This is a genomic window from Corallibacter sp., from assembly GCF_048381695.1.
GTDB lineage: Bacteria > Bacteroidota > Bacteroidia > Flavobacteriales > Flavobacteriaceae > Corallibacter > Corallibacter vietnamensis.
Genome location: NZ_JBLXHI010000002.1, coordinates 270,049 through 284,804, shown reverse-complemented (window position 1 = coordinate 284,804; position 14,756 = coordinate 270,049). Strand labels below are relative to the sequence as shown.

The following is a 14,756-nucleotide window of genomic DNA, read 5'->3' as shown; positions in this document are numbered from 1 at the left end:
CTTTCTTGAAATTATAGGAAAACAACAAAAAAACACCTATAATTAAGAGATTTGTATTTAAAGTACAGCTATATTGTTAAATATCTAAAACTGTATTTCGTGTGTAGTAATTAAAAGTCAAGTTTTTAGTGTGAATTTTAGTTGTTATATTTAGAGCCTCTAAAGAATACAATGAAAAGAAAAATAACTTTAAAACAAATAGCAAGAGAATTAGATGTTTCTATCTCAACAGTTTCCAAAGCTTTAAGAAATAGTAAAGAAATTAGTGAGGATACTAGACAAAAAGTTCAGGCCTTTGCAAAACTCTATAATTACCGCCCAAATAATATAGCATTAAGCCTGAAAAACCGAAAAACGAAAACGATAGGTATCATTATACCTGAAATCGTACACTATTTCTTTTCAAAAGTTATTCGTGGTATAGAGCTGGTTGCTAATAAAAGAGGGTACAATGTAATCGTAGGGCTTTCTAACGAATCGTTTGATAAAGAGGTGATAAACATGGAGATGTTAGCCAATGGAAGTATAGATGGTTTTATATTATCTATATCTAAAGAAACATTGTTGCAACAAGATTATCATCATTTTTATGAGACCATTAATCAAGGAATGCCTATTGTAATGTTTGACAGGGTTGTTAATGAAGTAAATTGTGATAAAGTTATTGTTGATGATTTAAAAGGGTCAAAAAAAGCTGTTGAACAGCTTATAGCAAATGGTTGCAAAAACATTGCTATTATTACAACTAAAGATTATGTTAGCGTAGGAAGGTTGAGAACTCAAGGCTATTTAGAGGCTTTAGAGGAAAACAAAATGGAACCTCAATCAGAACTGATTTTAAAAATTGTTGAAGAACTAGATTCTGAAGACCATTTAGAAGACCTTGAAGCTGAAATAGAACAGTTGCTTGTGAACAATAAGAAAATTGACGGTGTTTTTGCTGTAAATGAGCTTTATGCACTTACAGCTATGAAAGTAGCAAGAAGACTCAAGAAAAAAATCCCAGAACAATTACAAGTGATTGGTTTTACAGATGGTGTTTTGTCCAAGCATGCAACACCAAGTCTAACAACCGTTAGCCAGCATGCTGAAGAAATGGGGAAAAAAGCCGCTGAACTATTAATAAATAAACTGGAGAATGAAGATGAAGAAGAATACTTTGAAACGCACATAATTGAAACGGAGATTATTAAAAGAGAATCTACCAAATAGAAATTTAACATTGCGTATTTAAAAACTTTTATATCTTTACTGCCAGAAATCAAAACTTATATTTTCACTTCTCACCATAAGTTTTGATGAGTATATGCTTATCAAAATAGTATTAATCTAAATTATACTATTAATGAAAAAGCGTTCCTTAAGTTTTTGGGAAATCTGGAATATGAGTTTCGGTTTCCTAGGAATTCAATTTGGTTTTGCGTTACAAGGAGGCTTCATGTCTCGAATATTTCAAACACTTGGTGCTGATAAAGATGCTATTCCATTGTTATGGATTGCAGCTCCTTTAACAGGATTACTAGTGCAACCCATTATTGGTTATTTAAGCGATAAAACCTGGCATCCACGCTGGGGAAGACGTCGTCCATATTTTTTAATCGGAGCTATTTTAAGTTCACTTGCGCTGTTTTTAGTACCACATTCATCAGTTTTGTGGATGGCTGCAGGTTTTTTATGGATTCTTGATGCTTCTATCAATGTTTCAATGGAGCCTTTCAGGGCTTTAGTAGCAGATAAGCTACCCAATTCGCAACGTTCATATGGTTTTGTTGTGCAAACACTTATTATTGGTATTGGTACTTGGATAGCAAGTAATTTGCCTTGGATGGTATCACAACTAGGTGTTAGCGATGCAGCGCCAAAAGGCGTTGTGCCAATGTCAGTAAAAGTAGCCTTTGGTATTGGTGCTGTTGTATTTTTAATAAGCATTCTATATACCGTATTTACTACATCCGAATATCCTCCTGAAGACATGGAGGAATTTGAGCGTGAACGAAAAAAGAAAAACCGCTTTATTCCTGATATTTTAGAAAACATAGGCAAAATGCCACTAACAATGAAAAAACTAGGACTTATACAGTTCTTTAGTTGGTTTGCGTTTTTTACTATGTGGAGTATGGCAAATCCTGCGCTTACAGAGCATGTGTTTCAAACACCTGCACCATTAGAGGCAGCATTTGATTTAACTATTGCATCACAAGCTGAAGCTTTTGATACGGCAAATACAGCATTTCAAAAATCATCAAACTTGGTAGGTTCTGCAATGGGTGTTTATGGATTGTCTTCTATGGCATTTGCATTACTACTAGCACTGTATACATCTAAAAAACGTATAAACAGAAAATTTGTTCACATGGGTTCTCTTATACTAGGAGGCGTTGGGTTTATGGCTATGTATTATGCAACACCAGAAACCTTAAAGTACTGTTTTATTTTAATAGGAATTGCATGGGGAAGTATTCTTTCAATGCCGTATGCGATGTTATCAAGTTCCGTAGATCCTAAAAAGATGGGAGTTATTATGGGTATCTTCAATATGTTTATTGTAATACCTCAAATTATAGCAGCACTTGGTGGTATTAATTATGTGTCTAGTCTTTTAGGTGAAGATGCAATTAATGCTATGACTGTTGCTGGTATTAGTTTAATTCTAGCAGCACTTTGCAACCTGTTTATTGTGAATAAAGACGCAATTTCATATCAACCAGAAAACGAAATAAATTAAAATGAATACAAAAGGATTCATATTTGACCTAGATGGTGTTATTGTAGATACTGCAAAATACCATTTTTTAGCATGGAAAAAATTAGCCAATAGTATTGATGTTGATTTTACTGAAACACAGAACGAACAACTAAAAGGTGTAAGTCGTGTAAAATCTTTAGAAAAAATCTTGTCTTGGGGAAATAAAACAATTTCAGAAGATGAGTTTATGGCATTAATGGCAAAAAAGAATGATGATTATTTAAGCTACATAGATAAAATGGGAGAAAGCGAAATTCTTCCAGATGTGCCAAAAATTTTAAATCATCTTAATGAAAATAATCAAGGAGTAGCTTTAGGGTCGGCAAGTAAAAACGCCAGAAAAATACTTCAAAAAGTAAACCTTATTTCAAACTTTCAAGCCATTGTTGATGGTAATGATGTAAGTAAGGCAAAACCAGACCCTGAAGTATTCCTTATAGGAGCAAAAGCACTTAACCAAAAGCCTGAAAATTGCATTGTGTTTGAAGATTCTGTAGCAGGTGTTCAAGCAGCAAATAATGCCAATATGATTTCAATTGGTATAGGTGACAAAACAGTGTTATCTGAAGCAGATTATGTGTTTAAAGATTTCACTGAAATAAGTATAGAATTTATAGAAGAATTAATAAAGAAATAAGTTGTCGTTGTAGCGATAACAAGACAATATATTAAAATTATGAACCAAGATTATATTAAACCAGATAATTGGTCAATCATAGAAGAAGGGTTTCATGCAGAGCGCGTAGAATCATCAGAAAGTTTGTTTAGTATTGGCAACGGAGCCATGGGACAACGCGCTAATTTTGAAGAACAATATTCAGGAAAAACCTTTCAAGGAAGCTACATAGCAGGTGTATATTATCCTGATAAAACACGTGTTGGTTGGTGGAAAAATGGCTACCCAGAATATTTTGCAAAAGTACTTAATGCGCCAAACTGGATTGGTATTAATGTAGCAATAAATGGCGAACAGTTAGACCTAAACAAGTGCAAAACGGTTCAAGATTTTAGAAGAGAACTTAATATGAAAGAAGGTTGGTTGTCTAGAACTTTTAAGGCAACACTTCAAAATGGTATAGAAGTAGAAGTTAACGCAAAACGTTTTTTAAGTCTTAACCAAGACGAAATGGGAGTAATCAATTATCAAGTAACACCATTAAATAGTGATGCTGAAATTGTATTTCAACCTTATATCGATTCAGGAATTACAAACGAAGATACTAACTGGGACGATAAGTTTTGGGACACTACTCAAGTAAGTCACGATAATAACCAAGCGTTTATTCAGGCTAAAACCATGAAAACCGATTTTTACACATGCACGTTCATGGAATCAAAGGTTTTTATCAATGGTAAGTCGGTATTAATCGAGCCAAACGTTAGTGCAGATGCAACATTAGTATCTTACAGCTACAAACAAAATGTTAAGCAAGGCGAAACATATGCCATTCATAAATTTGGAGGTTATACTGTAGATAGAAACCATGACAAAAACGCATTGGTGACTGCAGCAAAATCAGTGTTGGAAACAGCTACACAACTTGGTTTTGATACTTTGCTAGAGCAACAAAAACAAGCTTGGGCAAACATTTGGGATATGGCAGATATTACCATTAGTGGTGATGTAAAAGCGCAACAAGGTATTCGTTTTAATATCTTTCATTTAAATCAGACGTATTTAGGAAAAGATTCTAGATTAAATATTGGTCCAAAAGGATTTACGGGCGAAAAATATGGAGGAAGCACCTATTGGGATACTGAAGCATATTGCATTCCGTTTTACATGGCTACAAAAGACCAAAAAGTAGCAAGAAGCTTATTGGAGTACAGATATAATCATCTGCAAAAAGCTATTGAAAATGCTGAAAAATTAGGCTTTACTAATGGCGCAGCATTGTACCCAATGGTAACTATGAATGGAGAAGAATGTCATAACGAATGGGAAATTACTTTTGAAGAAATTCATCGTAATGGCGCCATTGCTTTTGCCATTTATAACTACCACAGGTTTACAAACGATTACAGTTATATACCTGAAAAAGGCTTGGAAGTACTTATTGGTATTGCACGTTTTTGGCACCAACGCGCTACGTTTTCAACAGCAAAAAATAAGTACGTTATTTTAGGTGTTACAGGTCCAAATGAGTACGAAAATAACGTAAACAACAACTGGTATACTAACTATATAGCTAAATGGTGTATAGATTATGCTATTGAAAATATTAGTAAAGTTGAAGCAGAATACGATACAGACTTTACTAGAATAATGAACAAAGTTAAGCTGTCTAAAGCTGAAATATCACAATGGAAATCGGTTGCAGATGCGATGTACTTCCCATATTCTGAAGAACATAATGTGTACTTACAGCAAGACGGGTTTTTAGATAAAGAATTAATAAAAGTTGATGAGCTAGATGCTAGTCAACGTCCTATAAACCAATATTGGTCTTGGGATCGTATTTTGCGTTCGCCTTACATAAAACAAGCCGATACATTACAAGGTTTCTATTTCTTTGAAGATCATTTTTCTACTGAAGAGTTAGAGCGTCATTTCGATTTTTACGAGCCATATACTGTTCACGAAAGTTCATTGTCACCTTGTGTTCATAGTATTCAAGCGGCAAAAATTGACCGTATGGAACAAGCTTATACGTTTTATTTAAGAACATCGCGATTAGATTTAGATGATTATAATAAAGAAGTTCACGAAGGCTTACATATTACATCTATGGCAGGAACTTGGATGAGTATTGTTGAAGGTTTTGGCGGAATGCGTGTAAAAGATAATACCTTGTCTTTTTCACCTAAAATTCCAAAAGAATGGGATGGTTATTCGTTTAAAATCAACTTTAGAAATCAAATCATAAAAGTGAATGTTAACCAAGGTAAAACCAACTTCGAACTAGAAGGTGGCGAAAGTTTAGACATCTTGGTAAACGATAAAAAAGTAACGATTGAAGCTAATAGCTTGGTTACTGTTTAATGAGTAAAAACACACTTAAAACTATTTAACATGAAAAAGTACACACCTATATTTTTAATGCTTCTATTGGTTTTAAGTGTGTCTTGTAAAGAGCAAACTTCTACATCAATAGCCAGCAGTCAACCTAAAGCGTTGATTAATAAAAACGATATTGATCGCGTAGAACCACCTAATTGGTGGACTGGTTTTAAAAATGATAGCTTACAGTTATTAGTACATCATCAAAATATTGGGAGTTACCAACCAAGTATTGAATATCCTGGAGTAACTATTGCACATGTAAGTAAAGCAGAAAAAAGCAATAACTACCTGTTTATAGATGTCATCATTTCAAACAGTACCAAAGCAGGAACTTTCAATATCATATTTAAAAATGATGACAACGAAGAACTCGTAACAACTTACGAGCTTAAAGCTAGAGAAAAATCAGCTGAAGATTTTGTAGGGTTTAATAGTTCAGATGCTATTTATCTAATCACACCAGATCGTTTTGCAAACGCTAATCCAAACAATGATACGTTTGATAACCTAAACGAAAAACACATAGATAGAACCAATGATTATGCACGTCATGGTGGCGATCTTGAAGGAATTACAGCGCATGTCAACTATATTAAAGATTTAGGTTTTACTGCTGTTTGGCCTTGTCCTGTGCTAACTAACGACATGCATCATGCATCCTATCATGGTTATGCTATTACTGATTATTATCAAGTAGATCCAAGATTTGGTACAACCGAAGACTACAGAAAATTAGCTGACGAATTACGAAAAAATAATATGAAGCTAATTATGGACCAAGTCGCAAACCATTGCGGTTTGGAACATTGGTGGATGAAAGACTTACCATTTAGTGATTGGGTAAATTATCAAGCGCATTACGAAGCAAATAAAGCTAATTGGAGTAATGAGATTGTAAAACGTTCATCACACAGAAGAACGGTAAACCAAGATAGCTATGCTTCAAAAATTGATAAACAGGAAATGAGCGATGGTTGGTTTGTTCAGGGAATGCCAGATCTTAATCAACGTAATCCGTTTATGGCAAAGTATCTTATTCAAAATAGTATTTGGTGGATAGAAACACTAGGTCTTGGTGGTATTCGTCAAGATACTTATCCATATCCTGACAAAGATTTCATGAGCGATTGGGCTGGAGTTATAATGGCAGAATATCCAAATTTTAATATTGTAGGTGAAGAATGGTCAAGCAATCCGTTGTTAATTGGATATTGGCAAGATGGTCATCAAAATGCAGATGGTTATGACTCTAACTTACGCTCAACTATGGATTTTGCTATGCAAGAAAAAATTATAGCAGGATTAAAAAACGAAGAAACTTGGGGAACTGGTCTTATGGAAATATACACAGCATTGGCTAACGATTTTCATTATACAAGACCTGAAGACATTTTAGTGTTTCCAGACAACCACGATATGAGCCGTATTTTTACGCAATTACAAGGTGACATTACCAACACGAAAATGGCGTTGAGCTATTTGGCAGTATTACCGCGTACGTTTCAAATGTATTATGGTACAGAAATCTTAATGAATGATTTTGATAAACCAGGTGATCACGGATTAATTCGTACCGATTTTCCTGGTGGTTGGGAAGGTGATGCTGTAAATGCGTTTACAGGCGACAATCTGGAAGAAACTAAAAAGGATATGCAGAGTTATGTGTCTAAACTGATGAATTTTAGAAAAAACTCTAAAGCCATTCATAATGGAAAAACCATGCACTTTGCACCAGAAGACAATACCTATGTTTTAGCAAGGTTTAATGATGACGAAACAGTTGTTCATATTCTGAATAAAAATGAAGACGCTTTTAATTTAAATACAAGCCGATTTGAAGAATTAGGTTTAACAGGAAAAACATTAAAAAATGTATTTACAGGAGAAACTGTAATTTGGAAAGATAGCATTGTTTTAAAAGAAAAAGGAGCCATAGTATTAACAACAAAAATTAAATGAAACAACTAACCTACATTTTATGTCTTCTTTTATTCCAAACAACGTTTGCTCAAGTTACTATTGTTGTAGAGCAAGTGCCAAAGGAAACACCAGAAAATGCTTCGATATTTATTTCAGGCGATTTTGAAGGTTGGTCTGGAGGACAAAAAGCCTATCAATTAGAGTTACAAGATGGTCGTTATACCATCACATTACCTCAAAGCGAAGGCACAATTAATTTCAAGTTTACGCAAGGTGCTTGGAGTTCTGTTGAGTGTGACAAAAAAGGTTTTGCTATTGAAAATCGTAGCTACACATTTGGTAGTAAACCAGATACTTTAAAACTAAAGATAGTAGGTTGGGACAATTTATTTGATGTTGAAAATGCTTCAACAGTCACAAAGCATGTTACAATTCTATCAGATACGTTCAACATGCCGCAACTCAACCGTAAACGTCGTGTTTGGTTGTATTTGCCAGCAGATTATAAGACCTCAAATCAATCGTATCCTGTTGTGTATATGCATGACGGACAAAATTTATTTGATAAAAAAACATCTTCATATTCAAATGAATGGAGTGTTGATGAAACACTAGATAAACTATTCCGAAATAAAAATTTAAAGCTTATAGTTGTTGGTATTGATAATGGCGCTAATAAGCGTCTGGATGAATATTCACCTTTCAAAAATGAAAAATATGGCGGAGGCGAAGGCGATGCCTATTTAGAGTTTATCGTCAATACACTAAAACCATGCATTGATTCTAATTACAACACCTTAAAAGATAAAAAGCACACAGCCATTTTTGGGAGTTCAATGGGAGGTTTAATTTCGCATTATGCAGCCTTAAAATATCCTAACGTATTTGGGAAAGTAGGTGTGTATTCACCAGCATTTTGGTTTGCACCAGAAATTGAAAATTACACAAAATCGCATGCAAATCTAAACGATACAAAAATGTATTTCCTTGCAGGAGGAAAAGAAGGTGAAAAAGCAGGTTTTGATGAGATAAGTCAGACCGTAAAAGACATGAATCAAATGATTTCTGTTTTAAAAAACAATGGTTTTTCTACTGAAAACATAAGGTCAAAAGTTGTTCCTGACGGAAAACACAACGAAACATTATGGCGAGAAAATTTTGAAGAAGCTATTACGTGGTTGTTTCAAGATGCTATAAAAACGCGTGAGTTTGTTAATGCTTCTTTTAACAATAATGAGCTAAACGTGAAAGTATCTGATGGTTCATATAACATTCAATTCTTTACATCTAAAATAGCAGAAACCACCTTTCTGCCAAAAGGTGAAACTGCAAGCGCAAAACCATCTCACGCAGTGGTTTTAAATAAAGGATTTTCAGGTGTTCAATTTTCTGAAACCAATTCAGAAGTGACGTTAAAATCTAAAGATTTATCGGTTCTTATAACCAAATCGCCTTTCAATATTTCATATTGGAAAGACGGAAAAGAAGTCATTTCAGAAAAAAATGGCTACCAAAAAAATGATGCTTTTGAGACCATTCAATTTAATCTAACACCTGATGAAGTGTTGTATGGAGCTGGAGCAAGAGCTTTAGGAATGAATCGTCGTGGTCATCGTTTGCAGCTTTATAATAAAGCGCATTATGGCTATGAAACTACAAGTGAGTTAATGAATTTCACCTTGCCAATTGTGATGTCGTCAAAACAGTATATGGTACATTTTGACAATGCTCCAATAGGATATTTAGATTTAGATAGTAAAGGCGACAATACACTAACTTACGAAACCATTTCTGGTCGTAAAACGTATCAGGTCATTGTTGGAGATTCTTGGTATGATGTCATAGATAATTATACCGATTTAACAGGAAAACAACCAATGTTGCCTCGTTGGGCTTTAGGAAATTTTTCAAGTAGATTTGGTTATCATTCTCAAAAAGAAACATTAAAAACCATTGATGCTTTTAGAGAAGAACATATTCCTGTTGACGCAGTGATTCTGGATTTATATTGGTTTGGAAAAGAGGTTATGGGAACCATGGGTAATTTAGAATTTCATAGAGATTCGTTCCCAAACCCAAAACAAATGATAAAGGAATTGCAGGCCAAAAATGTAGAAACCATTCTCATTACAGAACCTTTTATATTAACAACATCTAACCGATGGAACGAAGCGGTTACCAACAACGCTTTAGCAAAAGATAGCTTGGGCAATCCAGCAACCTATGATTTTTTCTTCGGAAACACAGGCTTGGTAGATGTATATAGTAAGTCTGGTTACAATTGGTTTAAAGGAGTAAATAAAGACTTGTTGAATCTTGGAGTTACAGGAATTTGGGGAGATTTAGGAGAACCTGAAGTACATCCTTCTAGTGTAATTCATGCAACAGGAACAGCTGATGAAGTTCATAATACTTTTGGTCACGATTGGGCAAAACTGGTTCAAGATGCTTTTCATGAAGCTTTACCAAATCAACGACCATTTGTTTTAATGCGTGCTGGTTATTCAGGTTCGCAACGTTACGGTTTAGTACCTTGGTCTGGAGACGTCAACAGAACTTGGGGCGGATTGCAAAGTCAGCCAGAAATTGCATTGCAAATGGGAATGCAAGGATTAGCCTATATGCATAGTGATCTTGGTGGTTTTGCAGGAGCAAATCTTGAAGATGAACTGTATGTGCGTTGGCTTCAGTATGGCGTTTTTCAACCAATTTATAGACCTCATGCGCAAGAAGATGTGCCAAGTGAACCGGTTTTTAGAAGTGAGAAAGCCAAAGCCTTGGCAAAACAAGCCATAGAATTACGTTACAAGTTGTTGCCTTATAATTACAACCTCATGTTTGAAAACAACCAAACAGGAGCACCATTAATGCGACCATTGTTTTTTGAAGAAGCCGCTAATTCACAGCTTTATAATTATTCAAAAACGTATTTATGGGGAGACAATATTCTAGTTGCGCCAATTCTTGAGGCTGGACAAAAAACGACATCGGTTTATTTTCCAAAAACATCTAATTGGTTTGATTTTTATTCCGATGAATTATACAAAGGAGGTCACCCAATTAATTACGAAATAAAAGAAAATAGCATACCAACATTTGTGAGAGGTGGAAGTTTTATTCCTATGGCAAAACCAATGCAATCAACAAAAACCTACAATGGTTCGGTATTAGAGCTTCATTATTATTTTGATAAAGAAGTAGGAAGTAGTGATTATCAAATGTATAATGACAATGGTTCAACTGTTAACGCTTTTGAAAAGGGGAACTACGAAATTCTCGAATTCAAATCTGAAAGCAATCAACGCTATTTAGAATTTGAGTTTAATGCAGAAATAGGTAAGCATTTTTCAAGTGAAACAAAACAAATTGAGCTTGTTATTCATAACATTTCTAAAACACCAAAACAAATAAAAGTTGATAATAAACAACAAGAAATAATACATAATACAGAAATAAAAAAAGTGCGTATTCCGGTAACTTGGAGCACTAAAAACAGTAAAACAATTAGACTAAAATTAAACCAATAAACATGAAAAAATTAATAGCCCTTTTAATGACGATTTCCGTTTTTACAGCTTGTAAAAATGATAAAAAAGTAGAGCAACCTGCGGAAGAAAAGCAGGTAGAAGCATTTCCTAATTTTAATGCTGATGTAGAAGAGCAAGCCGTGATTTATGAGGCAAACATTCGTCAGTATTCACCAGAAGGTACTTTTGACGCGTTCACTAAAGATATTCCTGTGTTAAAGGATTTAGGTGTTAAGGTTATTTGGGTTATGCCAATTAACAGAATTTCTGAAGTAAAACGTAAAGCTACCGACGGACAATTCACTAGCGATATTGAAGACGAAAATGAACGTAAAAAATATTTAGGTAGTTACTATTCAGTGTCAGATTACCGTTCTATAAACCCAGAATTTGGAACGTTAGAAGACTTTCAAGAGTTAGTTGATACAGCTCACGAAAATGGAATCTATGTTATTGTTGATTGGGTACCTAACCACACAGGTTGGGATCATCCTTGGATTGCTGAACACCCAGAATATTTCACACAAAACGACAAAGGTGAAATTATTGATCCTATCAACCCAGACACAGGAGAATCTTGGGGATGGACAGATGTTGCTGATTTAAATTATGACAACCAAGATATGCGTAATGCAATGATTGCTGATATGAAATATTGGGTTGAAGACGTAAATATTGATGGTTATAGAATGGACGTTGCACACAAAGTACCAGTTGATTTCTTTAAGCGTGCTATTGATACTTTAAAAACGGTAAAACCAGTATTTATGTTAGCTGAAGCAGAACAACCAGATTTATTGCAAAACGGTTTTGATATGCATTACGGTTGGGAAGCACATCATATTTTTAACGACATAGCTAAAGGTCACAAAACGGTAAAAGCACTAGATGACTATATGGTAAAAATAGATTCTACGCTACAAGACGATGATATTAACATGTACTTTGTTACAAACCATGATGAGAACTCTTGGGCTGGAACTTTAAAAGAGCGTATGCCAGAAAATAAAGAAATATTTACAGCATTAAGCTATACAATTCCTGGTATGCCATTAATTTATTCTGGTCAAGAATACGACATGGATCATCGTTTGAAATTCTTTGAAAAAGATTCTATTCCAAAGACAAAAGGAAACTACTTTGAACTACTAAAAAAGTTAGGAACACTTAAAAACAGCAATAAAGCATTAAACGGAGGAAAACAAGCAGCAGCTTACCAAAGATTAAATGCTGATAATGAAAATGTATTAGTTTTTAAACGTGAAAAAGCAGGAGATGAAGTTGTCTTTATTGGTAACTTTACAAAAGAGCCACAAACTATTACACCTGAAGTATCTGGAGATTTTACAGATTACTTATCTAATCAAGCTGTAAAATTAGAAGCAAGTGAGATGACGCTTCAACCATGGGAGTTTAAAATTTTAGTAAAATAAGAATGAAAAAAATCATTGCAATTCTTGTTATTGCTTTACTGTTTTCAAGCTGTAGTAGTAACAATGAATCAAAAAAATATCAAGCAACGTCACCAAACGGAACCATCGTTGTAGATTTCAACTTGAATGCTAAAGGAAAGCCTTTTTATTCAGTTGTTTTCAATAATAAGAAGGTTGTGGATAGCTCGTATTTAGGGTTTGAGTTTACAAATGCTAAAGCCTTAAAGGATAATTTCAATATTGTAAATACAACAACAAGCACGTTCAATGAGACTTGGCAAATGCCTTGGGGAGAACAAGTAGATGTAGTAAACCATTACAATGAATTAAGAGTTGAATTACAAGAAACATCAGAATTAAAACGAAAACTAAACCTTGTTTTCAAAGTATATGACGATGGTATTGGGTTCAGATATGAATTCCCTGAACAAGCTAACTTTAAAGAAGCACTGATTAAAGATGAACATACAGAGTTCAATTTAACCGAAGACTACAAAACCTTTTGGATTCCTGGTGATTGGGATATTTATGAGCATTTGTATAATACTACAAAGTTATCAGAGGTTGATGCCTTACAGTTTGCAAACCACAAAAATTTAGCACAAACATATATTCCGGAAAATGCTGTTAACACACCAGTTACTATGGTTGGTGCAGATGGAACACATTTAAGTTTTCACGAAGCAGCGTTGATAGATTATTCAGGAATGACCTTAAAAGTAGATACTAAAAACCTTGATTTAAAGAGTAGTTTAGTAGGTTCAGAAAACACCGATTATAAGGTGAAAAGAACGTTGCCTTTTGAGACGCCTTGGAGAACAATTCAAATCTCAAATAATGCACCAGAACTTATAGAATCAAAGTTAATCGTGAATCTAAATGAGCCAAATAAACTTGGAGACGTATCTTGGTTTACACCAATGAAGTATACAGGTGTTTGGTGGGAGATGCATTTAGATAAATCAACTTGGCATTATGGTATGGAGCACATAAACGGTGAATGGAAAGATACTGGTAAAGCACACGGAAAACATGGTGCAACAACTGAAAATGTTAAAAACTTTATTGACTTTTCAGCAAAAAACAATATCGGAGGTGTTTTGGTTGAAGGATGGAATACTGGTTGGGAAAACTGGATAGGTTTTGAAGACCGTGAAGGCGTATTTGATTTTGTAACACCTTATCCAGATTACGATATAAACGAAGTAGTACGCTATGCTAAAGAAAAAGGTGTAGAAATTATTATGCATCATGAAACATCTGCAGCTACCGAAACATATACAAAACAGCAGGATACAGCTTTTGCTTTGATGCAAAGTTTGGGTATGCATTCGGTAAAAACTGGTTATGTGGGTAAGATTTTACCAAAAGGCGAATACCATCATGGGCAATACATGGTAAATCACTACAATAATACTGTTGAAAAAGCAGCTAGATACCAAGTAGCTATTAATGCGCATGAACCAATAAAAGCAACAGGATTACGTAGAACGTATCCTAACACCATTTCTCGAGAAGGATTGAGAGGGCAAGAATTTAATGCTTGGGCAAGCGACGGAGGTAATCCGCCAGAGCATTTACCTATAGTTGCTTTTACAAGAATGTTGTCTGGTCCAATAGATTATACGCCTGGAATTTTCAATATTAAATTTGATGAATACAAACCAGATAATCAGGTAAACACAACCATTGCACAACAGTTAGCATTGTATGTCGTGATTTATAGTCCAATTCAAATGGCGGCCGATTTAGTAGAACATTACGAGGCTAATCCAAAGGCACTTCAATTTATAAAAGACGTAGGTGTAGATTGGCAACAAACTACAGTGTTGAATGGAGAAGTTGGAGATTTTGTAACAATTGCAAGAAAAGAACGTCTTACAGAAAATTGGTTTGTTGGAGGTATTACTGATGAGAATGCTAGAACAATTGATGTAGATTTTAGCTTTTTAGATGCAGATGTAACGTACCAAGCTACAATTTACAAAGACGGTAAAACAGCACATTGGGATAACAATCCAACAGACCTAGAGGTTGAAACGCTTACAATAACAAAGGCGTCTAAATTATCATGTAATTTAGCAGCCGGAGGTGGTTTCGCCATTAGTTTAATAAAAAAATAATAG

8 protein-coding genes are annotated in these 14,756 nt (G+C 34.4%); all 8 read left to right on the top strand.

Features of this window, described 5'->3' with window-relative positions; genetic code table 11:
• Positions 1–171 precede the first annotated feature (171 nt).
• The 8 genes from ACN5J3_RS05080 to ACN5J3_RS05045 all read left to right on the top strand — a co-directional run bounded on the left by ACN5J3_RS05080 (position 172) and on the right by ACN5J3_RS05045 (position 14,753).
• Positions 172–1,212 (top strand): LacI family DNA-binding transcriptional regulator, encoded by a 1,041-nt coding sequence (locus ACN5J3_RS05080; protein WP_417290402.1) that lies wholly within the window; start codon positions 172–174, stop codon positions 1,210–1,212.
• Between the two features lie 133 nt (positions 1,213–1,345).
• On the top strand, positions 1,346–2,725 hold the full coding sequence (locus ACN5J3_RS05075) for an MFS transporter (RefSeq protein WP_418511001.1): 1,380 nt from the start codon (positions 1,346–1,348) through the stop codon (positions 2,723–2,725).
• Position 2,726: 1 nt separating this feature from the next.
• On the top strand, positions 2,727–3,383 hold the full coding sequence (pgmB, locus tag ACN5J3_RS05070; protein ID WP_335973614.1) for a beta-phosphoglucomutase: 657 nt from the start codon (positions 2,727–2,729) through the stop codon (positions 3,381–3,383).
• A 39-nt stretch (positions 3,384–3,422) separates the two neighbouring features.
• Positions 3,423–5,729 (top strand): glycoside hydrolase family 65 protein, encoded by a 2,307-nt coding sequence (locus tag ACN5J3_RS05065; protein WP_418511000.1) that lies wholly within the window; start codon positions 3,423–3,425, stop codon positions 5,727–5,729.
• 30 nt (positions 5,730–5,759) lie between these two features.
• Positions 5,760–7,709 carry a glycoside hydrolase family 13 protein gene (locus ACN5J3_RS05060; protein WP_418510999.1) on the top strand — a complete coding sequence of 650 codons (1,950 nt, stop codon included), beginning with the start codon at positions 5,760–5,762 and terminating at the stop codon, positions 7,707–7,709.
• Positions 7,706–11,197 carry a TIM-barrel domain-containing protein gene (locus ACN5J3_RS05055; RefSeq protein WP_418510998.1) on the top strand — a complete coding sequence of 1,164 codons (3,492 nt, stop codon included), beginning with the start codon at positions 7,706–7,708 and terminating at the stop codon, positions 11,195–11,197. Before ACN5J3_RS05060 ends, ACN5J3_RS05055 begins: the two co-directional genes overlap by 4 nt.
• Positions 11,198–11,199: 2 nt before the next feature.
• Positions 11,200–12,630 (top strand): alpha-amylase family glycosyl hydrolase, encoded by a 1,431-nt coding sequence (locus ACN5J3_RS05050; protein ID WP_418510997.1) that lies wholly within the window; start codon positions 11,200–11,202, stop codon positions 12,628–12,630.
• Positions 12,631–12,632: 2 nt separating this feature from the next.
• Positions 12,633–14,753 (top strand): glycoside hydrolase family 97 protein, encoded by a 2,121-nt coding sequence (locus ACN5J3_RS05045; RefSeq protein WP_418510996.1) that lies wholly within the window; start codon positions 12,633–12,635, stop codon positions 14,751–14,753.
• Positions 14,754–14,756: the final 3 nt, after the last annotated feature.

Excerpts from the sequence above, each read along its gene's own strand:
- ACN5J3_RS05080 (WP_417290402.1), top strand. The coding sequence starts at position 172 with ATGAAAAGAAAAATAACTTTAAAACAAATAGCAAGAGAATTAGATGTT.
- ACN5J3_RS05075 (WP_418511001.1), top strand. The coding sequence starts at position 1,346 with ATGAAAAAGCGTTCCTTAAGTTTTTGGGAAATCTGGAATATGAGTTTC.
- pgmB (WP_335973614.1), top strand. The coding sequence starts at position 2,727 with ATGAATACAAAAGGATTCATATTTGACCTAGATGGTGTTATTGTAGAT.
- ACN5J3_RS05065 (WP_418511000.1), top strand. The coding sequence starts at position 3,423 with ATGAACCAAGATTATATTAAACCAGATAATTGGTCAATCATAGAAGAA.
- ACN5J3_RS05060 (WP_418510999.1), top strand. The coding sequence starts at position 5,760 with ATGAAAAAGTACACACCTATATTTTTAATGCTTCTATTGGTTTTAAGT.
- ACN5J3_RS05055 (WP_418510998.1), top strand. The coding sequence starts at position 7,706 with ATGAAACAACTAACCTACATTTTATGTCTTCTTTTATTCCAAACAACG.
- ACN5J3_RS05050 (WP_418510997.1), top strand. The coding sequence starts at position 11,200 with ATGAAAAAATTAATAGCCCTTTTAATGACGATTTCCGTTTTTACAGCT.
- ACN5J3_RS05045 (WP_418510996.1), top strand. The coding sequence starts at position 12,633 with ATGAAAAAAATCATTGCAATTCTTGTTATTGCTTTACTGTTTTCAAGC.